The organism is Chitinimonas violaceus (assembly GCF_052601015.1).
The window spans coordinates 1-22,036 of the sequence record NZ_JBQXDJ010000061.1; the positions used below are offsets into that span (position 1 = coordinate 1).

Below are 22,036 nucleotides of genomic sequence, written 5' to 3' on the forward strand. Positions count from 1 at the left end.
GCGGCAAGAAAATCAAAGGGCGAAAGCGGCATATCGTGGTGGATACACTGGGCAATCTGCTTCATGTTGAGGTTCATGCTGCGAATCGGCACGATACCAAGGCTGGGCCGGGGATTTTGGCTCATGTGCTGGAAAGGTGGCCGAGCATACGTGCTTTCTCGGCGGATGCTGGCTATCGAGGGACGACGGTGGATTTTGTACAAAGGGAGCTGCGCCGTTCATGCCATATTTCGACCAAGATCAAGGATGGCTTTGCGATATTGCCCAAGCGTTGGGTGGTGGAGCGGACGTTTGCCTGGGTGGGCAACTTTCGCCGCCTAGCAAAAGATGTCGAGGTATTGACGGCGACAGCGGAGAATTTCGTGCGCGTCGCCATGCTAAAAATAACACTTGCCAAACTACGATAGACATTAACCAGACAGCTTCTAAGAACCCGCTTACGATCTGTCAGGAACAGCTGTTGGACCTGCGTTATTTGAGAAGCATACTGCGTCGATAATCGGTGACTTGAAGACACGATGTATGCTGAAAACAGAAAAACAAAAGCCCGCTCAAGTGAGCGGGCTTTTCGACATTCGATGCTGGCCAGCGATTCGTTTGTCTATGTCTTACGACTTAGGCCATTGCCTTGATGGCGGCAGCCAAGCGGCTCTTGTGGCGAGCAGCCTTGTTCTTGTGGAACACGCCTTTGTCGGCAATACGGTCCAGCGTGCTGGCAGTTGCCTTGAAGGTTTCAGCCGCAGCGGCTTTATCGCCAGCTTCGATGGCCTTCAGCACTTTCTTAACAGCAGTGCGGAATTCCGAACGTTGGCTCATGTTATGAAGACGGGCCTTGGCGGCCTGACCTGCGCGCTTACGTGCTTGTGCGCTGTTTGCCATTTAAATCAACTCCTTAAAACCGGTAAAAGGACTATCGCGAAACCGCGCATTATGCCGAAGCTCGTTCGCTATAGCAATCATCGCGTACACTGGCGCGGTTTTGTCAATTAGCCTTCATTCAGCATGAACCTGCTCAACGCTCTTGCCCGTACCAGTAGCATGACCATGTTGTCACGCATACTCGGTTTCGTGCGCGACGCCATCAACGCCCACCAGTTCGGTGCCAGCAAAGCAATGGACGCCTTTGTTGTGGCATTCATGCTACCGAATATGTTCCGGCGCATCTTTGCCGAAGGCGCATTCTCACAGGCTTTCGTACCCTTACTTGCGGAATACAAACAAAAACAGGGCGATGACGCGACCCGCCAATTCATTGCCGACGTTACCGGCCTGCTGACACTTGCGCTAGTGATACTGACTGCCATAGGGGTGGTAGCTGCGCCCACCATCGTCTTTCTGTCTGCTTCGGGTTATGAGCAGGACGCGCACAAGTTTCAACTCACGGTAGAACTTACCCGCATCACCTTTCCTTATATCCTGCTGATATCGCTGTCTTCCCTAGTCGGCAGCATTCTCAACACCTGGAACCGGTTCAGCGTACCGGCCTTTACACCCGCACTGCTCAATCTTTCCATGATTGGTTGTAGTCTGTTGCTTGCACCGTATTTCAGTGAACCCATCTTTGCACTCGCGATCGGTGTCACTGCCGGTGGTTTGGCTCAACTTGTCTTTCAGCTGCCATTCCTTGCGAAAACCGGCATGCTGACCTGGCCCAAAATCAACCTGCATGACCCCGGCGTATGGCGAGTACTGAAGCAGATGGGGCCGGCAATGTTCGGGGTATCGGTCGCACAGATTAGCTTATTGCTTAACCGTAACTTCGCTTCTTACCTGCCTGATCACAGTATGAGCTGGATGTATTACGCAGACCGTCTCATGGAACTCCCAACCGGCGTGTTGGGTGTGGCGCTGGGTACGATATTGCTGCCCAGTCTGGCCAAGCTGAAAACCGCCGAACGACACGATGATTACTCTGCAACGCTGGATTGGGGCTTGCGCCTGTGTTGGTTGCTGGCATTGCCTGCCACAATTGCACTGGCCGTCATCGGCGAACCCTTGATCGCCGTCCTGTTCGAGCGCGGTGAATTCAACCTGCAAGATACTTTGATGACGGAGCGGGCTTTAATGGCCTACGCGGTCGGCCTGATGGCCTTGGTATCCATCAAAGTACTGGCACCAGCATTCTACGCGCGCCAGAACATCCGAACTCCCGTCAAAATCGGCATCGTTACCTTGGTAGTGACCCAGCTTTTCAATTGGCTGTTGATCGGCCCATTGGCCCATGCCGGTCTTGCCCTCTCAATCAGCTTGGCCGCCTGCCTGAATGCCGGGCTCCTGTATCTGGGTTTACTCAAGCATAAGATTTATCAACCTCAACCAGGCTGGCTGGTTTTTCTGGGCAAGTTGACCATTGCAGTGGGTTTGATGGCTTTGGCACTCTGGGGATTGGAGCAGGTACTAGGTACTTGGCATGGCCTACCCAACCGGATACTGGCCGGTAAGTTGAGCGTGCTGATCGGTACAGGTGCCTTGGTCTATTTCGCCGTATTGGTTGCCCTGGGTTTCCGGCCCCGTGATTTTTCGCGGCGAAGCATCTGAACAAGAACTTCTTCAGACTCAAATTTAAAAATGCCGTCCAAACCATGGGCGGCATTTTTTTGTTCCCAGTTCACCACACTATACCGAAACCCTTATTTAGGCATTCCGGCTATGGAGGAAGGGCCTGTTAGTATGCTGTTGCACTATATAAAAAAACGGGACAACACCAATGCAGCTGCTGCTCAAACTGGCCAATTGGGTCGACAGGCTCAACGAACGCATAGGCCATCTTGCCAAATGGCTGGTACTGATCTGCGCCCTGATTAGCGCCAGCAATGCCGTAGTGCGTAAGGCCTTTGACATCAGCTCGAATGCTTTTCTGGAAGTACAGTGGTATCTCTTCTCCGCCATCTTCCTGCTTGGCGCGGGATACACCCTCAAGCACAACGAACATATCCGCATCGATCTGATCCTGGGCAAGCTGTCGGCCCGTAAGCAAGCCATCATCGACATCATCGGCGGGTTATGTTTCCTGCTACCTATGGCGGTAGTCACGCTGTATTTCTCCTGGCCCATCGTCACGCAGATGTTCATTTCCGGCGAACACTCGCCTGATGCTGGCGGTTTGCTGCGCTGGCCTGTCTGGGCGCTTATTCCCATGGGCTTCGGATTGTTGATCCTGCAAGTCCTGGCAGAGGTCATCAAACGCATCGCATTTCTAAAAGGATTGATCCCCAACCCAGCGGAAAAACAAGAAAGCCAGATCGAAGGTGCGATCGAGCAGAATCTCGACCCCCTGCTGAAGAAGGGGGACCAACCATGAATCACGAGATCATGGCCCCTATCATGTTCGCGTCACTGATCGGCTTTTTGCTGATTGGTTACCCGGTGGCCTTTGCGCTTTCGGCAGTGGGCTTGCTGTTTTCGCTCATCGGTATCGAACTGGGCATCATGCCGGCCTCGCTATTACAGGCGCTACCGCAGCAGGTCTTCGACATCATGAAGAACGATACCCTGCTGGCTATCCCGTTCTTCACCTTCATGGGGCTTATCCTCGAACGATCAGGCATGGCTGAAGAGATGCTGGACACCATAGGCCAGTTATTCGGCAGGATACGCGGTGGCCTTGCCTATGCAGTGATCTTCGTTGGTGCATTGCTGGCCGCCACAACAGGCGTCGTAGCAGCTTCGGTGATTTCGATGGGGTTGATTTCTTTACCCATCATGATGCGTTATGGATATGACCCACGTGTTGCCAGCGGGGTCATTGCCGCCTCCGGCACTTTGGCGCAAATCATTCCACCTTCGTTGGTCCTTATCGTATTAGCCGACCAACTTGGCACCTCGGTCGGTGACATGTACGCGGGTGCTCTGGTACCCGGACTCACGCTAACCGGCCTTTATGCGCTGTACATTCTTGCCATCAGCCTTATCAAGCCAAGCGCAGTCCCAGCCTTGCCTGAAGAAGCCCGCACCCTGCGCGAACCAAACGGTACCAGCGGCACCCCATCGTTGCTTGCCTTGCTCGGCATATCCATCGTGGCAGGCATTGGGTACGACCATTATCACTATGCTGCTTCTGACCATCCGTTTGATGAGCGCCTCATCGTTTCAGGTCTGATAGGCATCGGTGTAGCCTTTGTGGCAGCCGTCATCAACCGAGTGACCAAACTGGGCTTACTGAGCAAAGCCGCCGAGCGCGTCGTCTTCGTCATGGTGCCGCCGTTGGTGCTCATCTTCCTGGTACTGGGCACGATATTTCTTGGTGTGGCGACACCTACCGAGGGTGGCGCAATGGGGGCCGTTGGCGCCATCGTCCTTGCGCTGATCAAACGTAAGCTCAACCTCGACCTGACCCGCCAGGCTATGAATTCGACGCTGAAGCTGACAACCTTCGTGGTTTTCATCCTTATCGGCGCACGGGTATTTCGTATTGCCTTTCTTGGTGTGGACGGTGACGCATGGGTCGAGCACCTATTTGTCAGCCTTCCTGGCGGCGAGGTTGGCTTTCTCGTCGTGGTCAACCTGCTGATTTTTATTCTGGCCTTTTTCCTCGATTTCTTCGAAATCGCTTTCATCCTGGTGCCGCTATTGGCGCCAATTGCCCAAAAGTTGGGAATCGACCTCGTCTGGTTTGGCGTGATGCTGGGGGTGAATATGCAAACCTCCTTCATGCATCCGCCCTTTGGCTTCGCATTGTTCTACTTGCGCAGTGTTGCCCCCAAGAGCATCAAGACGACAGACATCTACTGGGGGGCCGTGCCATTTGTGCTGATACAGATTGTGATGGTGAGCCTCATCATCAGCTTCCCGAAACTGGTAACCCATGCCTTACACGGTCCCGCCGTTGAAAGCACACAAAGCACAGAGGAAATACTGCAAGGGCTGCCACAAGATACCCCAACAGAACAAAGCGAAGGCGATGGTGGCGCCGCACTGATGGAGGAAAGCGGTAACGCTCTGCCAATAGCCCCTCCCACCGACACCAATGAAACCGATCCAGCAGCTGCCTTGCTGGAAGAATCCGGTAAAGCCAACTGACACAAGCCTATCGTGATGGCGTCGTTGTGTGCCATACCAACCCCAGCAAGAAGAAGGAGTAGACAGTGGAAAGACGCAGTTTCCTGAAAACCGCCGGCATCGGCGCAGCCGCCGCAACCGGTATCGCCGCTCCCGCCATTGCTGCGGGTGAACCCAATATTCAATGGCGTATTACGTCGAGCTTCCCCAAAAGCCTTGAAACGATTTACGGTGGAGCAGAGCAACTGGCCAAGCGAGTAGCAGACCTTACCGATGGCAAGTTTCAAATCAAGGTCTCGGCAGCGGGGGAAATCGTCCCTGGTCTGCAAGCACTCGACGCAGTACAGAATGGTACTGTGCAAGCCTGCCACACCTGTGGCTACTACTACGTGGGCAAGAATAAGGCTTTCGGCTTCGACACCGCAATCCCATTCGGGCTTTCTTCACGCCAACAATCCGCCTGGATGTACTTTGGTGGCGGCTTGCAACTGATGCGTGATTTTCTCAAGGACTATAACGTCATCAGTTTCTACGGGGGCAATACAGGCACCCAAATGGGCGGTTGGTTCCGCAATCCCATCAAATCATTGGCAGAAGCGAAGGGGCTGAAGATCCGCATTCCTGGCATTGGCGGGGAAGTATGGTCACGCCTGGGTGCGGTACCCCAAACCATCGCAGGTGGCGACATTTACCCTGCTCTAGAGAAAGGCACGATTGATGCCGCTGAATGGGTAGGCCCATACGATGATGAGAAACTAGGCTTTTATAAAATCGCCAAAAACTACTTTTACCCAGGTTGGTGGGAACCGGGCCCTCAAATCTCTTTTTATGTGAATTTGCAGGAATGGGCAAAATTGCCCAAAAGCTACCAAGCCGCATTTGAAGTCGCCACGGCAGAAGCCGCCATTTCAATGCAAGCCGAATACGATGCCAAGAACCCACAAGCATTGGTTCGTCTATTGCAGAATGGTGTCAAACTGCACAAATATCCGGCCGATATTTTGAAAGCAGCCCAGACGAACGCATTTGCCATTTATGAGGAAGAAGCAGCCAAGAACCCAGCTTTCAAGAAGATCTATGGCGAGTGGAAGAAATTCCGTGGCATAGAGCAAGGTTGGTTCAGCTTGGCTGAATCGAGTCTCGAAAGTTTTATGTACGCAAACCGGGTCAAGTAAATAGATTTAGCGCCTATACGCCCGTCATTCAATGTGAAAACCCGCTTTACGCGGGTTTTTCTTTATTAACCTCGTTAATGCCCAGAGGCAGGTTTAGCAGGAGCCTCTTTAGTGGCTGGCACTACAGGCTTGGTTGCTTCGGGCGATTTTGCAGCCTCCGGGGGTTGCTTGCCTGCATAGCCACCTGGTTTCTCATTCATCGCATCAATAGATTCACGCAGATTCAGGCACTGCACATCCTCTTTACTCTTAACTGCCCCACCCGACAAATCACATTCTTTTCCACCAAACTTCAGCATTGCCCCCTTCACGACTTTCTCAACCTTATCTGCTTTAGCGCCTGCTGCCGCACCACTCAGACTATCGCGAATTTCAGCCAATACCTTATCCATGGTTTCACGTTCTAACTTTGCCCGAGCAAGTTGCTCCTTTAAAAGGTCCATATCCTTCTTACGGGCATCAGACTGTGTCTTCATTTCTTCTATTGTTTTTTCCAATTCAGCTTTTTCGTGAGCCAATTTGGATTCTGCCGATTTAGCATCTCGAGTTTGGGTAATGAGGTTACGTTCCTGATTCTGATTACGCTTGGTTGCGAGCGCGAGGCCCCCCAAAAACCCGCCAACACCAATCGCTATGACCAATATGAGCAGTACTATTACCAGTACTGCGGAGAGGCCACTAGGGACACCACCACGTACCGCCAGTACGATACGTTTCATTAATGGTAACTTGGCCACTTGTTCATTTGACGTTGTCATGACATCCTCTCGGCGTTGGCACGGGAGTCGGCCTAAAACAAGGCTGGCTCAAGCAGTTTTATTAGCGACTTTACGCTGAACGTCAAACAAGCAATAGATGAAAGTGCAAAAGCAAAACCGCATTGCTTTTCGACAATGCGGTTTCGTATGATTCAGTTGGCTCCTCGACCTGGGCTCGAACCAGGGACCTACGGATTAACAGTCCGGCGCTCTACCGACTGAGCTATCGAGGAACTGAAGAAGCCGCTATACTAAAAGGCTGCCCAAAACGTGTCAACATCCGTTTCGTTTTACTAGTAAAGAAGGCCTCATGTCTGCCCTCAAGAAACTGTTGATTATCGTCGTTGTTCTAGCCGCCATACTGGCAGCGGTTCCCATGCTTATTCCTTACGACAGCTTTAAGTCCGATATGGAACAAAGTCTGTCGGGACGATTTGGCACCAAAGTGCAAATCGGCAATATCGCTTTTAGTTACTCACCCAAACCACAGGTGCAACTACAAAGCGTCGCATTTGGCCAAGCGGGCGAAAATACTGTCGAAAAGATTGCCATCCCACTCACCGTCCGCAATGTACTCAGGCTCAATCAATCCTTGTCGGATATTTCCGTCGAGTCCGCATCGATCAAGCACGATTTCGCATTATCGATTCCAGAGCGTCTGAAAATTCCTCCTTCTGAGGACGATCTACGCATTGCCTCACTGAAACTGACAGACCTGAAACTCCAACTGCCCAAAAATACGGTAGGCCCATTATCGGGTTCCTTCAGCTTCAAACCCGATGGAGCATTAAACAGTATCACCCTTACCTCGGAAGATGGGCACGTCAATCTGCAAGTCAAACCTGCAGAAGGGCAGCTAGCGCTTTACCTCGACGCCCGCAACTGGGTCGCTCCGGGAAAATATCCTGTCCGTTTCGACCAGTTAGTATTACGCGGCTTGGCAGACAAAAATGGCTTATTGATCGATGAGATCAGTGCAATGCTTTTCGGCTCCGTCGCAACCGGTCAAGCGCAGCTTGATTGGGTAGATGGCTGGAAGCTGCACGGCACCGTGCAGACCCGCAGTATGCAGGTAGAACCACTTATCGCGCTGGCAAGCCCTATTACCCGTGCTACCGGTCGGATGACAGCCGCGGCAACTTTTGATTTTTTTAGCGACGATTACAGCACTCTACTGGATCAACCCACGATAGAAGTGAAGTTCTCACTCACTGATGGCAGGCTGCATAATCTGGATCTGATCACGCCACTGAAGTCTTCGAATCCATCCGTACTTCAGCGTGGAGGCCAAACCACCTTCGATACTTTGGTAGGCACCTACACGCTGGATAAAGACATCGTCACTTTAAGTAATCTGGCTTTGAATTCCGGTAAATTCACTGCGTCAGGCAAAGTAATCATCGATGACAAAGGCGACTTGCGCGGTAACCTTGCCACTCGGCTCGCCAGCGGCGTAATCGTGATCAATGCACCTTTACGGATTGATGGTACGCTGAAGGCACCTGAACTTCGTTCAAGCGGCGCGTCAAAACCAGGTAGTAACGGCGAGGCCACCACACGCATTTTCTAAGTGCCTGCTCTCAGAGTTTTCCTGGAAAATAGAGTCAACTGCTTATCGTTGATCTCGGCATAAGAAGAATAGTCGCACCACTTCGCCGGCCAAAGTGCCGGCGTTGTTATTTTCGTCTCGAAGGATGCTAATCATGGCTTGGCAAGATTTTCTCAGCACACAGGGCGCACAATTTGATGCCCACAACGCGGCTGCCTTCAATAACAGTAGAGGACTGGCGGCACTGCAGAACAGTGCTGCATTGGTGCCTCTCACCCACTTTGGCCTTATCCGCTTCAGCGGGGAAGAAACCATCGCTTTCCTACACGGGCAGCTATCAAGTGACGTGAAGAAGCTCACCACCAATACATGCCAGTACAGCAGCTACTCCACTCCCAAAGGCCGCATGCTGGCAAGCTTACTGATACTGCCGGAAGCGGAAGATCGCTTACTGATGCTGCCACGTGATCTGGCTCCCACTATCCAGAAACGTTTATCCATGTTCGTAATGCGGAGCAAGACAAAAGCCAGCAATGCAAGTGATGAACGCATCCTGCTAGGACTAGCCGGGCCGGAAGCCGCAAGATTAGTGCAACAGGTGCTAACCACCGAACTCCCTGGTGAGTCCATGCAAGTGAGTTCAATTAACGATGGTTGGCTCATACGACTTGGTGCTGACCGCTTCCTCTTGAACGTACTGCCAGGTTCCGCCGAAACTATCTGGCAGAAACTGTGCACAGCCGGTGCCACTCCAGCAGGAGCAGATTGCTGGACACTCTCCGACATCCGTGCCGGCATTCCTTGGATCCAGAGCACAACACAAGAAGCATTCGTGCCGCAGATGGCCAATATGGAGTTGATTGGCGCTGTCAGTTTCAAAAAAGGATGCTATCCCGGCCAGGAAATCGTGGCGCGTACCCAATACTTGGGCAAACTCAAACGACGTACCTTCCGGGTAGTAGCAGATACCGCCATGCAGGTTGGCGATGCCATCTACAGCCCGGAAATGAATGGTCAAGCTTCCGGGCAGATCGCCTTGGCTGCCCCACTGGGAGATGGAAGCTGGGAAGCATTGGCTGTTGTGCAACTAAGCAGCCTGGAGCATGGCATACACCTGAATAACCAGGAGGGCCCGCGCCTTAGCGTGCTGGAACTCCCTTATGCTGTGCATGAATAAGCAGCTGCATCAACAAAAACAAAGCCCGCCAATATGGCGGGCTTTGTTTTTGTTGGAACAAGGGACCACTTACCAAATTGAAACACTTACAGGCCAAATGTCTCGCGAATACTGGTTTCAATCCCCGCAGCATCCAGACCACACTCAGCCAGTTGCTTCGCCGGATCGCCATGGTCAACATACCGGTCTGGTAACCCAAGCTGCAACACACGCTTAGCCACACCACCTGCATTCAAGGCTTCCAATACGGCGGAGCCCGCTCCACCCATAATCGCGTTTTCTTCCACGGTTACCAGGAAGTCATGTTGCGCTGCCAAGGTTTGCACAAGGTCAATATCCAGCGGTTTTACCCAACGCATATTCGCTACCGTAGCACCCAGTGCCTCTCCGGCTGCTAGAGCAGGTGTAAGCATGCTACCAAACGCCAGAATAGCAATACGGTTACCCTTACGTCGTACCTCCCCCTTACCAATGGGTAAAGCCGTAAATTTCTTTGCTACCGCTTTACCGGGCCCCGTACCGCGAGGGTAACGTACCGCGGAAGGTTGGTTCAGCTGGAATGCTGTGTAAAGCATCTGGCGGCACTCGTTCTCATCGGCCGGGCACAACACCGCCATTTTCGGGATGCAACGCAGAAAACTGATATCAAAACTACCGGCATGCGTGGGGCCATCTGCCCCAACAAGACCCGCACGATCAATCGCGAACACGATTGGCAGGTTTTGCAACGCCACATCATGAATCAACTGGTCATATGCCCGTTGCAGGAAGGTCGAGTAAATCGCCACAACCGGCTTCAAGCCTTCACAAGCCAAACCCGCCGCATAGGTAACAGCATGCTGTTCGGCAATACCGACATCGTAGTAACGGTCGGGGAAACGCTTTTCGAACTCCACTAGGCCCGACCCCTCACGCATAGCCGGCGTAATCCCAACCAGACGTGTGTCCAACTCAGCCATATCGCACAACCAATCACCGAAAATCTGCGTATAGGTTGGCTTGTTCGCGGCTTTCGGCGCCATACCATCTGCTGGCGTAAACGGTGTCACGGCGTGGTACTTAACCGGGTCCCCTTCCGCCAGCTTGTAACCCTGGCCCTTCTTGGTCACCACATGTAAGAACTGTGGGCCACTCAGGCTCTTCAAATTCTGCAGCGTAGGCACCAATGTATCGAGATCATGCCCATCGATTGGGCCTACATAATGAAAGCCAAACTCTTCGAATAGCGTCGAGGGCGTGAAGAACCCTTTCATATGCTCTTCGCCACGACGAACCAACTCGTGCAGGGGCGGCACGTTTTCCAGCACCTTGGCGCCAGTAGAACGGAACCCCTGGTAAAAGCGCCCCGAAATCAGTTTGGCGAGATAGGCATTGAAAGCCCCGACATTGGGCGAAATCGACATTTCGTTGTCGTTCAGTACAACCAGGAGGTCAGTATCTTTGTCACCCGCATTGAACAGCGCCTCAAATGCCTGCCCTGCCGTCATCGCACCATCACCAATCACCGCTATGCACTTACGGCGTTGCCCCAGGATCTTGCTCGCCTCAGCCATACCGGCAGCCGCACCAATACTGGTAGAACTGTGCCCGACACCAAACGTGTCATAAGGGCTCTCTTCACGCTTGGGAAACCCTGCCAGACCACCATACTTACGCATGGAGGACATACGCTCCCGCCGCCCGGTCAAGACCTTATGTGGATAGCTTTGGTGGCCCACGTCCCATACCAGCCGGTCATCCGGCGTATTGAAAACGAAGTGCAGCGCGATCGTGAGCTCTATCGCACCGAGATTCGAAGCAAAATGCCCCCCACTCTGACTAACCGACTCCAACAGAAAAGCGCGTAGCTCTTCAGCCAAGGGCTTAAGCTCATTTTCATCCAACCGACGAAGATCGGCAGGCAGATTAATGGTATCGAGAAGCGGATAAGGCATAGCAATCTAATCAGTATGGGTACACGCAAAAAAGCGCATGCATTGTATGGCAAAAGTCATCCAGCAAGGCGCTAGCGCCCCCTGTGAAAACTATCTATTAAAAGGCGCGATGAACAATGAAATGGGCCAACTGGCGTAAGCGCTCTGCACGGCCACCAAATACATTCAGGCAATCTAGCGCTTCCGTTTCCAACTCTTCGGCACGTAGCTTGGCTTGTTTCAAACCCAGCAATGAAACATAGGTGGGTTTATCGTGGGCAGCATCTTTTCCGGCGGTCTTACCCAAAGTAGCACTGTCTGCTTCCACATCGAGAATATCGTCGACCACTTGGAACGCGAGCCCCATCAGCTTGGCAAAACGGTCAAGCTTATCGCGCTCCGCAGTCACCAACGTGTCACCACAGTAGCTACCTAATAGCACTGCGGCACGAATCAATGCTCCTGTTTTCAGGATGTGCATATTTTCTAGCTCAGCCAAGCTCAAAGGCTGGCCGATGGAAGCAAGATCAATGGCCTGCCCCCCTGCCATCCCAGCCGCCCCGGAGGCTGTGGCCAGAATCTTCACCATCTTCAGCTGATCAGCAGGTTCATTACACAAGCTATGGCTCGTAATCGACTCAAACGCCGCCGTTTGCAGCGCATCCCCAGCCAATAATGCGGTTGCCTCGTCGAACTCCACATGCACGGTGGGCTTACCGCGACGAAGCACGTCGTCGTCCATGCAAGGCATATCATCATGCACCAGCGAATAAGCATGGATCAGCTCCACCGCACTCGCTGCATATTGCAGTCGTTCCACTGTCGCACTCACCACTTGACCTGCCGCAAAGCAAAGCAGTGGGCGCACTCGCTTGCCACCACCAAGTACCGCGTAGCGCATGGCTTCGTGCAAACGCTGCGGTAACTGGCTGGCAGAAGGCAATAAACCGCTCAACGTAACTTCCATCTGTTGCTGTATGGCAAAAGACCAGGTTTGGAAATCTTGTGACTTGTTCATGCATCCCCCTCTGGCTCAAAAGACTTCAGGACATCCCCATCCAATACCTTGATCTGTTGCTCAGCACTAGCCAACTGCTCCTGGCAATAACGGATCAATTCACCACCACGTTTATAGGCGGTCAGGGAGGCATCCAGCGGCAACTGGCCGGCTTCCATTTCAGTAATCAGCGCTTCGAGTTCACTCATTGCAGACTCAAAGCTCGCGGGTTTAGTGGATTTAGCCATTGGCACTAACAGAAAATGAGATCAATCAATCGCGTGATTTTACCCTGCCAGCGACAAGGTCACTCCTTTAAATGGCATAAAAAAAGCGCGCCGGAGTCATCCAACGCGCTCTAAATACCCAAGCGTAGGCAAACCTACCGGGCAAGCCCAGTGGCCTCGCTGCATTACCGTAGTGGGTAACACAACGACTACAAGTGGGAATGTAACACAGGTTTTTTGCTTTCAAACAATCGTTTGATAGGTTGTTGCGCAGCTACAAAATCTTTCCAGATTCCCTACTAAGCAGTCCCCATCCCCACCGAGATATCAAACTGACACCTACGCTGTACCCACCAGACTATTAGCGATCTGCCTCGCTACGCTGTGTTCCACTACGACTCGACCGTTCGCTTTTACGATCATCACGATCGCCGGACCGGTTATCGTCCCCATCTTTGTCGTCATCCTCACCATTGCTGTCATCACGGCTAGGCGTCCGTCTACTTTGCCGATCTTCATCGCGATCATTATCGTCGTCTCGATCCTTGCTACTGCGCCCCCCATGGCTGCTTTCGCCACCTTTACGGCCGATTTCGGCCATGTGTTCACGATCTTCACTGACTGCCTCTCCACCCTTCCGTCCAGCCTCACGTGCTTCCGCAGAGGTAAATTCATGGGCAGTCCCACGTGCATGCGCAGCCTGCCCACCCTTACTTGCAATCTCTCGCTGCTTGTCCTCATCCATTGAGGCAAAACCGCGCTTACTCGTGTCGTTGCGATCACGGTTGTTATCGCTTTGCTTGTTCATAGCCATCATTCAATCCTTCTCAGTCCCATATCGTCACCGGTCACGCAGATCCAAATGGGCAACTGAAGGCAAATGCCCTGGCGCAACAGACTTGAAACTCCCTCAGCACCTAACTACACCGCAACTCTCATTCCTGTGCCTGTTGCCAGTACTTGGTCTTGATGACCCCGGTATCCCTCTCGGAATAACGTCACCGGGCTTGCTAATGCTCTGTACTGATGGGAACAGCGTCTGATGACACCCAATAGCCCTACCGGAGTGGGGCATCCTCACGGCAATAACTTACATAGCGTGTAGGTAATTCTTCCAAGACGCTTAACCAGCAATCTGTTTGTGCCCTTTATAGCCATGACAGCAAGAACTACTGCATTTGACCCATCTGCCGGGGGTGTCCAGGGGAGAATTTCACCGTACGGCTTACTACACTGAACACCTCTACCCTTCGGTTTTGCCTACCGATATGAATTCACCGCTGCAGCAACTCGCTATCCAGCGCCAAGTTGGTAAAAAGCCAGCTCCGAAGCGCAAGTGGATATGGCCATTGCTGGCAGCCGTATTGCTAGGGTGTGGCATAGCCTGGATGCAGGCTACTAAACCCAAACCGATTCAGACCGCAAAAGTCACCCTCGCGTGGCCATCGGCAGCGCTTTCCAGTCTCACCGCTACGGGTTATGTCGTTGCCCAGAAGAAAGCAGCCATCGCATCAAAAGCCACTGGCCGACTGGAATGGCTTGGAGTACGTGAAGGCAGCCCTGTCGTAGCAGGCCAACTGATTGCCCGGCTGGAAAATGCAGAACAGGAAGCACAGGTTGCCCAAGCCATCGCGAATATGGAAGCCGCCAAGGCAAGGCTGAAACAAAGCGAAGCTGATGCACTGGAAGCGGAACGGGCTCTTCGTCGTAGTAACGAACTACTAGCGCAAGGATTTATCTCCAGCGCGACCCATGACAACGCTGTCTCACGCGCCAAGCAGGCCCAGGCGAGTGTAGGTGCGCAGTCCGCCGTCATTCGCCAGACAGAAGCGGCACTGAAGCAGGCGCGGGTAGCGCTGGACAGCACCTTGATACGTGCACCATTTGCCGGTGTAGTCCTTACAAAAAATGCCAATGTGGGCGACGTGATCTCCCCATTTAATGCGAGTGCCGACTCCAAAGGCGCCGTTGTCACCATGGCAGATATGGATACGCTTGAAGTAGAGGCAGATGTATCGGAAGCCAGCCTGTTCAAAGCCAAGCAAGGCCAGCCATGCGAAATCCAACTCGATGCCCTTCCTGATCTACGCCTATTGGGCCGGGTCAACAGCATTGTCCCCTCGGTAGACCGAGCCAAGGCTACCGTCACCTTCAAGGTTGGATTTGTGGAGCATGATGTACGTGTCCTACCTGAAATGAGCGCCAAAGTGAGCTTCCTTAGCCGCCAGCTAGCCCAGCCGGAACGTAGCCCCCGTCTTGCCATCAACCCTCGCACTGTTCAGAACGGGGCCGTTTTTGTGGTACGCGATGGCACAGCACATAGGGTCGATGTAAAGCTGGGCGATAAATTGGGCGATCTGGTCGAAGTAAGGCAGGGACTCAAGCTGGATGAAGTTCTGGTTTTGGAACCCACTGGACTGAAAGACGGCGCCAAGGTGCAGGAGACCAAAGCGTGAGCCAACCCGCAGTCAGCCTACGCCACGTCAGCAAACATTATCAGCGAGGTGGGCAGATCATCGATGTACTCAGCGACATCGACTTCGATATCGCCTACGGTGACTTCCTGGCGCTGATGGGGCCATCTGGCTCAGGCAAATCCACATTGCTGAATCTGATTGCCGGCATCGACCAACCCAGCGGGGGGCAGATCATTATCGATGAGGTCGATATCGCCACCTTGCCTGAAGCTGAGCTGGCGGATTGGCGGGCCAGCCATGTGGGCTTCATCTTCCAGTTCTATAACCTGATGCCCGTCCTGAACGCGCAGGAAAATGTCGAGCTGCCTTTGATGCTGACCAATCTCAATGCCCGTCAGCGAAAAGAACACGCCAGTCTGGCATTGGAAATGGTCGGGCTGTCCGACCGTAGCAACCATTACCCGAATGAGCTATCCGGTGGGCAGCAGCAGCGTGTCGCCATCGCCCGTGCCCTGGTCAGCGACCCAAGCCTGATTGTGGCGGATGAACCCACAGGCGATCTGGACCGCAAAGCTGCTGGCGAGATTCTCGACCTGCTAGCTCAGTTGAATACCGAGCTTGGCAAGACCATCATCATGGTCACCCACGATGGCAAAGCAGCCGAACGCGCACATGCAATCCGCCATCTAGAGAAAGGCGAGCTATCCGCTTTGGAGATACTGCATCCTGTAAAGGTGTGACCATCGACATGCCTGCCTGTTTCTGCCCAAACCGAACCACGGGTGTGAAGCCATGATCCTCTTTATGCTGCGCATGGCCCTGAAAAATGCACTACGCCATCGCCTGCGTGCATTGCTCACCTTGGCGGGTATCGCACTCGCCATCCTTTCCTTCGGTTTACTCACCACCATCGTATCCGCTTGGTATGCCGGTGCGGACGCAGCTTCGGACAAACGCTTGATCACACGTAGTGCTATCTCACTGGTGTTTCCCCTACCCATCAACTACGCAGAAAAAATACGCGCCGTCGAAGGTGTAACGTCCGTTTCATGGGCCAACTGGTTTGGCGGTGTCTACATTGAGGAAAAGAACTTCTTCCCACAGTTCGCCATCGATCCCGCCAGCTACCTCAGCCTTTACCCCGAATTTCGTCTTGGCGATGCCGAACTAAAGGCCTTTGTACGGGATAGACAAGGCTGCGTCGTAGGCCGCAAGCTGGCCAACCGATTTGGCTGGAAAGTCGGCGATAGCGTCCCATTACGCGGCACGATCTACCAAGGTAACTGGCGATTCATCGTCCGAGGCATCTACACCGGCCGGGATACCGGGACCGACGAAAATCAATTCTTCTTTCACTGGGACGCGCTGAATGAATGGGTGACCAAACGTTATCCACGTCGCGGCAATAGCGCCGGGGTATTCGTCATCGGCATACGTGACGGTGGTGAGGCCGCATTGATCAGCGAAAGAGTCGACAATCTCTTTCACAACTCCTTGGCGGAAACGCTGACCGAAACTGAAAAAGCGTTCCAGCTCAGCTTTGTTGCCATGACGGAAAGTATCGTGTTGGCAATCCAATTGGTCAGCTATGTGGTGATCCTTATCATCATGGCGGTAATGGCCAACACGATGGCTATGTCGGCACGCGAACGTACTGCGGAATATGCCACGCTGAAAGCACTGGGTTTTGGCCCCGCTGTTGTCGGGTGGCTGATTTTGGTGGAATCACTGCTGCTATGCGCCATCGGGGCAGGTATAGGCATCGCGTTGACCTGGCCGGCGGTACGCGCAGTAGGCCGAACGCTCGACAATATCCTCCCGGTTTTCAATATCGCGAGCGGAACCATCTGGCTGCAAGCTGCTGCAGCCCTTGTTGTTGCGCTGACTGCGGCAACGATTCCAGCATCCCAGGCAATGAAGGTACGCATTGTCGATGGCTTGCGGGCGGTAGCCTGATATGCATCTAGGCCATATTCCGCTGCATTATGTCTGGCGCAACCTGTTCACCCGCAAGCTAACCACCACTTTGACTGCCAGCGGCATGGCCTTGGTGGTCTTCGTATTCGCTACCGTCCTGATGTTAGAGGCCGGCTTAAAACAAACCCTCACTGCCACGGGTTTGGTTGAAAACGTAGTGGCTATTCGCAACGGGTCTCAGACCGAGGTGCAGAGTGGCTTAACGCGCCAGGAGGCAGCGATTATCGAAAGCAGCGCCCCTATTGCACTGAACAACATCGGCCAGGCGTTGACCAGCCGGGAGGCTGTGGTGCTGATTTCGTTGCAGAAGAAGGGCAGTACCTGCAACAGGGCCAAGCACAGCACACCTTCCTGTACTGCAAAACCTGCGAATGTGATCGTACGCGGCATGGGTATGCAAGGCATGGCACTACGCCCTCAGGCCAGACTGGCGCAAGGGAGGCAATTCCTTCCTGGTACTGCCGAAATCATGGTTGGGCGTGCCATTGCCGATGGTTTTGACGGCGTCCAACTGGGCGCCAGCCTGCACTTTGCCCGGCGTGACTGGACAGTTGTAGGTATCTTCGATGCTGGTAAGACCGGATTCAATTCCGAAATCTGGGGCGATGCTGAACAGATGATGCAGACTTTTCGCCGCCTCAACTATTCCGCTCTGGTGTTCCAGTTAAACAGTGCCGATATTTTCGCCTCGACCCAGAAAAAGCTGGAGAGTGATCAACGCCTGACGGCTGAATACAAGCGGGAAACACAATTCTATGCAGACCAATCCAAAGTAATGGCGAGCTTTATTTCCATACTGGGCAACGTGTTGTCAGCCATCTTCTCGGTTGGGGCCATTATTGGTGCAATGATTACCATGTATGCAGCGGTCGCGAATCGTACGGGGGAGATAGGTACCTTACGTGCACTGGGTTATCGGCGTCATAGCGTCATGTTGGCCTTCTTATTGGAATCCCTGCTTCTTTCTCTGTTAGGTGGGGTAGTGGGGGTGATTTTGGCCTCATTCATGCAATTCTTCGCTGTATCGACCATGAACTGGCAAACCTTTGCTGAACTGGCATTCAGCTTCACACTTACCCCTGCCATTGTGCTGAAGTCGTTGTTGTTCGCGCTGCTGATGGGGGTGCTTGGTGGTTTCCTGCCCGCATTACGTGCTGCACGGTTGCAGATTGTCGATGCCTTACGCGCGGCCTGAACTACCCTGCCAAAGGATGGCCGATTTGAACGGTTTGATCCCTAATCAATCCAACCTTTCAAATAACCCGGAAACAACACGTTCCCATGCCTCGTAAACTGCTACGTCGCTTACTACCAACCAAAGAGACGCTGGATAACAACAGCTTTCTTCGCCGTTGCGCGCCTTTTCTTACCCACCACAACCTTTGGCATCTGAACCGTCATTCGGTGGCGGGTGGGTTGGCCATAGGGTTGGCATGCAGCATGATACCCGGACCATTGCAAATGCTGGGCGCTACGCTGTTTGCCGTCTTGTTCCGGGTGAATCTGCCCGTTGCTATTTTTGGCACGTTCTTCAGCAACCCCTTCACCATCGTTCCGCTTTATCTGCTGGCATTCGGGCTGGGGCGATTGGTCACTGGAGCCAACGGCCACCCCGTTCAGATAGCCGACACACCCGTAACAGACTGGGGCAATCTGCTGGGTACTGCGCAAGCTTGGCTGGATTGGATGTTGGCCCTGGGTGCCCCGTTGGCCATTGGTATTGTTGTACTTGCCTTACTTTTGGCACTCGCAGGCTATGGTTTGGTACAAATGGGTTGGCGTCTGTATGTGTTACACGCCTTGCGAAGTCGAAGGCAACGCCATGCAGCCTTATAGCTTATTCGTTGTTTTGCCGAAGCAAAAAACAACGGGTCGTACCTCCAGACCTAAAAAAACCGGATCATCAGATCCGGTTTTTTGTTTAAGCATTTGTTCCCACGTTCTGTAGCAACACCGTCTGCGCAGGCATCGGCGCAGGGAACCCTGCCTCAGCCAATCCTTCCCGTATTAATCTCTGGGTATCAAAATAAACTTGCCAGTAGTGATTGTTATGGCAATAAGGTCTTACTGCCAATACCGGTCCAAGCGCAGTGAATTCCAGAATATCCACCTCCGGCTCTGGACTTTTTACCACATTAGGAATAGCAGCCAACTTGGTCTTCAACAGACTGATTGCAGCACGATGGTCAGCGCTCCCCGCCAACTGCGCTTTAAGGTCTACCCGGCGATAGGGGTTCGCAGTGAAGTTCTGGATCGTATCGCCAAAAATCTTGTTATTCCCCACCATGGTCAAAACATTGTCGGGGGTATTGACTGTAGTAGCGAACAGGCCTATTTCCTTCACAGTACCGGTGGTACCGCCCACTGTCACAAAGTCGTCGACCTTGAAAGGGCGCAATACAATCAGGAAAGCGCCTGCAGCAAAATTTGCCAGCAAGCCAGACCACGCCATACCGATCGCAACGCCAGCAGCCGCAATCAGGGCTGCGAATGTCGTTGTCTGGACGCCGAAGTAACCTAGGATGCCGATCACCAGCAGGATATTCAACGTAACCGTCAAAACCCCGCCGATATAGCGCATCACGGTCGGGTCGACTTTCTGCCGTGCCAACGAACCACTGACTGCACGTCCGGCAACACCAATCAACCAGCGGCCTATCACCCAAAACGCAACCGCCGCTAAAAGCTTTACACCAACGGTCGTAGCGTAAGCCAGCAAGATGTCTTGCCACTTCGAAAAATCTAACTCCTCCATCACTTCTTCTCCTCAGCCAGGTTAAATCCATACCCCTATTGGATGCACAACCAGCTTAGAAGCTACCCATAAAGAATTCCGGAAAAGATGGCCTCAGTTGAGCGGTCGCAAAGCCGAACAGGCAGCTTTTAGTACTTCGGTATTGAGCATTTCCATCTTTGGCGACTGCACACGCCAGTGATGCCAATACAAAGCTACATCGGTAGGCTTGTTTGGTGCCAGATCAATCAACGTGCCGCGTGTCACCTCATCGCCATACTGAAGTTCCGGCACCATGCCGTAACCCAAACCGAGCCTTACTGCCTGATAGAAAGATTCACTTGAAGGGATGTAATGACATGGATAACTGGCAGGCGGCAGCCCTAACTCACGTTGTAAGAAATCCGCCTGAACCGTATCTTTCCGGTTGAACACCAGAACGGGTGCGTAGCGTGCTGTATCGCGGTAGAAACCAGCAGAAAACCAACGAGCTACAAATACAGGGGAAGCCAGTAAACGATAGCGCATTACCCCCAAGGGCTCCGCTTCACAACCGCGCATCGCCGTCGCCTCTGTAGAAACACTGGCCAACGCTTGGCCAGCCTCCAGCAGAGCGTAGGTATGGTCCTGGTCATCTACGGCAATATCGAGCAGAAGTTGTTCTTTAACGAGGAAATTGCTTAAGGCCGGCAGCAACCACGTCGCCAAAGAATCATTGTTCACCGCAATCGGGATACTCAGAGGCTGGCTTTCTGAGTCCGCCATCTCCGCCATAAACTCTTCTTCCAACAAACGAGTACGGCGTAAATACTGCGCCAAGCGCTGACCGGCCGCAGTTGCCCGGCAGGGACGCGCTCTCACTAATAGTGGCGTTCCCATTCCTTCTTCCAACGCTCGCAAACGCTGAGAAACTGCAGAGGGCGTCAAATGCAATAAGAGTGCAGCCTGCTCGAAACTCCCTGTTTCCAATACAGCCAACAAAGCCTCACCTTTTCTAACGTCCAGCAACATATAGCGTCCCATTTAATTAGTAAAATTAAGCATTACGCAAAAATACTAAACTTCCTTCAGCTTTAGACTAAGCCAGCAGACAATCAATCCATTACTAATAAGGATGTCTGCAAATGTTTATCTCCAGTGCTTATCTAAAAGGCTTAGGTGTCAGCGCCGGCCTGATCATGGCTATCGGTGCACAGAACGCGCATGTTCTACGCATGGGCTTGAAGCGTCAGCATGTCATGCTGACAGTAGCTGCCTGTGTTTTGATTGATGCATGTCTGATAAGTCTGGGCGTTGCAGGCATGGGGGCTGTCGTGCAGAGCTCCCCTAAGCTGATGATTATCGCCCGTTGGGGTGGCGCAGCCTTCCTGTTGTGGTACGGGATAAGGAGTTGGCGTGCAGCATTTTCCAGTAATACGCTGGAAATCGAGAGTCAAAACCAAATGCTGACTACACACCAAGCACTGCTAACGGTACTGGCCTTATCGCTGCTCAACCCACATGTTTATCTAGATACCGTTGTATTGATCGGTTCAATTGGGGGCCAGCTGCCTGCATTCGAACGAATTGAATTCGTCATGGGCGCTATCAGTGCTTCGCTGCTATGGTTTTGCGCCTTGGGTTTCGGTGCGCACCTGCTTTCCCCATGGTTCGCCCGCCCAATAGCATGGCGTGGCATCGACGCATTGACCGGTACCACAATGATTGGTCTCGCAGGGTTGGTAGCGCTCAGCTAATAGACCGTTCAAAGACGGTCACAGAGCCCTGGTACTTGGCCACATGAAACTGCGAGCTCTTTAGTACGAAGAACAGCTCAGCTTTGAGTCTTCCAACATCACATATGCACAGTCACGTAGTAGATCGTGAACAGGCCCTGAAAGCCTTTCACAAACTAAGGAATGTTATGAATCAAGCCATTCGTCCACTTACTATCCTACTGGCTAATATGGAGCCTGAATTACAACCTGGACGCTATGCATTTGTTTGCCTAGGGTCTGTTGACGTTTCACATAGGTAGCCATAGAAACCCACAGGCCATGGCAACCATGCTTTCATAGTTCCGTTTCAGTTTGTCGAACCGGAACGCCACTGCACGGTAATGCTTCAGCCTCGCA

Annotated in this window: 20 protein-coding genes, 1 tRNA gene and 2 pseudogenes; 13 read left to right on the top strand and 10 right to left on the bottom strand. The window is 52.9% G+C overall.

From position 1 onward, the window contains the following. Positions 1 to 336: pseudogene (locus ACUHMQ_RS16760) on the top strand (transposase); the annotation flags it as partial. A gap of 279 nt (positions 337 to 615) precedes the next feature. Here the strand turns inward: ACUHMQ_RS16760 and rpsT are convergent. After that, complete coding sequence (rpsT, locus tag ACUHMQ_RS16765; RefSeq protein ID WP_445296608.1) at positions 616 to 879, bottom strand: 30S ribosomal protein S20; 264 nt, start codon at positions 877 to 879, stop codon at positions 616 to 618. Between the two features lie 123 nt (positions 880 to 1,002). Here rpsT and murJ point away from each other — a divergent pair, with 123 nt between their 5' ends. The 4 genes from murJ to ACUHMQ_RS16785 all read left to right on the top strand — a co-directional run bounded on the left by murJ (position 1,003) and on the right by ACUHMQ_RS16785 (position 6,173). Beyond that, positions 1,003 to 2,538 (top strand): murein biosynthesis integral membrane protein MurJ, encoded by a 1,536-nt coding sequence (murJ, locus tag ACUHMQ_RS16770; protein WP_445296609.1) that lies wholly within the window; start codon positions 1,003 to 1,005, stop codon positions 2,536 to 2,538. Between the two features lie 169 nt (positions 2,539 to 2,707). Beyond that, the gene (locus tag ACUHMQ_RS16775) at positions 2,708 to 3,301 is read left to right on the top strand and encodes a TRAP transporter small permease subunit (protein WP_445296610.1); all 594 of its coding nucleotides are present in this window, start codon (positions 2,708 to 2,710) and stop codon (positions 3,299 to 3,301) included. Continuing rightward, positions 3,298 to 5,019 carry a TRAP transporter large permease gene (locus tag ACUHMQ_RS16780; protein WP_445296611.1) on the top strand — a complete coding sequence of 574 codons (1,722 nt, stop codon included), beginning with the start codon at positions 3,298 to 3,300 and terminating at the stop codon, positions 5,017 to 5,019. Before ACUHMQ_RS16775 ends, ACUHMQ_RS16780 begins: the two co-directional genes overlap by 4 nt. A gap of 65 nt (positions 5,020 to 5,084) precedes the next feature. Continuing rightward, positions 5,085 to 6,173 (top strand): TRAP transporter substrate-binding protein, encoded by a 1,089-nt coding sequence (locus tag ACUHMQ_RS16785; RefSeq protein ID WP_445296612.1) that lies wholly within the window; start codon positions 5,085 to 5,087, stop codon positions 6,171 to 6,173. Between the two features lie 74 nt (positions 6,174 to 6,247). Here the strand turns inward: ACUHMQ_RS16785 and ACUHMQ_RS16790 are convergent, their stop codons facing one another. Together ACUHMQ_RS16790 and ACUHMQ_RS16795 are read right to left on the bottom strand one after the other, a co-directional pair. Continuing rightward, positions 6,248 to 6,931 carry a hypothetical protein gene (locus tag ACUHMQ_RS16790; RefSeq protein WP_445296613.1) on the bottom strand — a complete coding sequence of 228 codons (684 nt, stop codon included), beginning with the start codon at positions 6,929 to 6,931 and terminating at the stop codon, positions 6,248 to 6,250. 157 nt (positions 6,932 to 7,088) lie between these two features. Next, positions 7,089 to 7,164, bottom strand: a tRNA-Asn gene (locus ACUHMQ_RS16795). A gap of 77 nt (positions 7,165 to 7,241) precedes the next feature. Here ACUHMQ_RS16795 and ACUHMQ_RS16800 point away from each other — a divergent pair. Both ACUHMQ_RS16800 and ygfZ read left to right on the top strand, forming a co-directional pair. Then, on the top strand, positions 7,242 to 8,501 hold the full coding sequence (locus ACUHMQ_RS16800) for an AsmA family protein (RefSeq protein WP_445296614.1): 1,260 nt from the start codon (positions 7,242 to 7,244) through the stop codon (positions 8,499 to 8,501). Positions 8,502 to 8,634: 133 nt separating this feature from the next. Next, positions 8,635 to 9,657, top strand: a complete 1,023-nt coding sequence (gene ygfZ / locus ACUHMQ_RS16805) for a CAF17-like 4Fe-4S cluster assembly/insertion protein YgfZ (protein ID WP_445296615.1) — start codon at positions 8,635 to 8,637, stop codon at positions 9,655 to 9,657. A gap of 86 nt (positions 9,658 to 9,743) precedes the next feature. On the opposite strand, the gene dxs is transcribed toward ygfZ, so the two are convergent. The 4 genes from dxs to ACUHMQ_RS16825 form a co-directional block, all read right to left on the bottom strand. Beyond that, positions 9,744 to 11,591 carry a 1-deoxy-D-xylulose-5-phosphate synthase gene (gene dxs / locus ACUHMQ_RS16810; protein WP_445296616.1) on the bottom strand — a complete coding sequence of 616 codons (1,848 nt, stop codon included), beginning with the start codon at positions 11,589 to 11,591 and terminating at the stop codon, positions 9,744 to 9,746. A 97-nt stretch (positions 11,592 to 11,688) separates the two neighbouring features. Further along, positions 11,689 to 12,588 (bottom strand): polyprenyl synthetase family protein, encoded by a 900-nt coding sequence (locus ACUHMQ_RS16815; protein ID WP_445296617.1) that lies wholly within the window; start codon positions 12,586 to 12,588, stop codon positions 11,689 to 11,691. Then, entirely contained in the window at positions 12,585 to 12,815 is a 231-nt protein-coding gene (locus tag ACUHMQ_RS16820) for an exodeoxyribonuclease VII small subunit (protein ID WP_445296618.1), read from the bottom strand. The genes ACUHMQ_RS16815 and ACUHMQ_RS16820 overlap by 4 nt, the downstream gene beginning before the upstream one ends. A 340-nt stretch (positions 12,816 to 13,155) precedes the next feature. Continuing rightward, positions 13,156 to 13,611 carry a KGG domain-containing protein gene (locus ACUHMQ_RS16825; RefSeq protein WP_445296619.1) on the bottom strand — a complete coding sequence of 152 codons (456 nt, stop codon included), beginning with the start codon at positions 13,609 to 13,611 and terminating at the stop codon, positions 13,156 to 13,158. 451 nt (positions 13,612 to 14,062) lie between these two features. Here ACUHMQ_RS16825 and ACUHMQ_RS16830 point away from each other — a divergent pair, with 451 nt between their 5' ends. The 5 genes from ACUHMQ_RS16830 to ACUHMQ_RS16850 all read left to right on the top strand — a co-directional run bounded on the left by ACUHMQ_RS16830 (position 14,063) and on the right by ACUHMQ_RS16850 (position 19,024). After that, entirely contained in the window at positions 14,063 to 15,250 is a 1,188-nt protein-coding gene (locus tag ACUHMQ_RS16830; RefSeq protein ID WP_445296620.1) for an efflux RND transporter periplasmic adaptor subunit, read from the top strand. Beyond that, positions 15,247 to 15,951, top strand: a complete 705-nt coding sequence (locus ACUHMQ_RS16835; RefSeq protein WP_445296621.1) for an ABC transporter ATP-binding protein — start codon at positions 15,247 to 15,249, stop codon at positions 15,949 to 15,951. Before ACUHMQ_RS16830 ends, ACUHMQ_RS16835 begins: the two co-directional genes overlap by 4 nt. Positions 15,952 to 16,003: 52 nt before the next feature. Continuing rightward, complete coding sequence (locus ACUHMQ_RS16840; protein ID WP_445296622.1) at positions 16,004 to 17,167, top strand: ABC transporter permease; 1,164 nt, start codon at positions 16,004 to 16,006, stop codon at positions 17,165 to 17,167. A gap of 1 nt (position 17,168) precedes the next feature. Further along, the gene (locus tag ACUHMQ_RS16845; protein WP_445296623.1) at positions 17,169 to 18,383 is read left to right on the top strand and encodes an ABC transporter permease; all 1,215 of its coding nucleotides are present in this window, start codon (positions 17,169 to 17,171) and stop codon (positions 18,381 to 18,383) included. A gap of 86 nt (positions 18,384 to 18,469) precedes the next feature. Then, entirely contained in the window at positions 18,470 to 19,024 is a 555-nt protein-coding gene (locus ACUHMQ_RS16850; protein ID WP_445296624.1) for a DUF2062 domain-containing protein, read from the top strand. Between the two features lie 85 nt (positions 19,025 to 19,109). On the opposite strand, the gene ACUHMQ_RS16855 is transcribed toward ACUHMQ_RS16850, so the two are convergent. Next, positions 19,110 to 19,943 carry a mechanosensitive ion channel family protein gene (locus ACUHMQ_RS16855; protein WP_445296625.1) on the bottom strand — a complete coding sequence of 278 codons (834 nt, stop codon included), beginning with the start codon at positions 19,941 to 19,943 and terminating at the stop codon, positions 19,110 to 19,112. A gap of 93 nt (positions 19,944 to 20,036) precedes the next feature. Beyond that, positions 20,037 to 20,933, bottom strand: a complete 897-nt coding sequence (locus ACUHMQ_RS16860) for a LysR family transcriptional regulator ArgP (protein ID WP_445296626.1) — start codon at positions 20,931 to 20,933, stop codon at positions 20,037 to 20,039. Positions 20,934 to 21,046: 113 nt separating this feature from the next. Here ACUHMQ_RS16860 and ACUHMQ_RS16865 point away from each other — a divergent pair, with 113 nt between their 5' ends. Beyond that, complete coding sequence (locus ACUHMQ_RS16865; protein WP_445296627.1) at positions 21,047 to 21,658, top strand: LysE/ArgO family amino acid transporter; 612 nt, start codon at positions 21,047 to 21,049, stop codon at positions 21,656 to 21,658. 269 nt (positions 21,659 to 21,927) lie between these two features. Here ACUHMQ_RS16865 and ACUHMQ_RS16870 read toward each other — a convergent pair. Beyond that, positions 21,928 to 22,036 (bottom strand): annotated as a pseudogene (locus ACUHMQ_RS16870) (IS5/IS1182 family transposase); the annotation flags it as partial.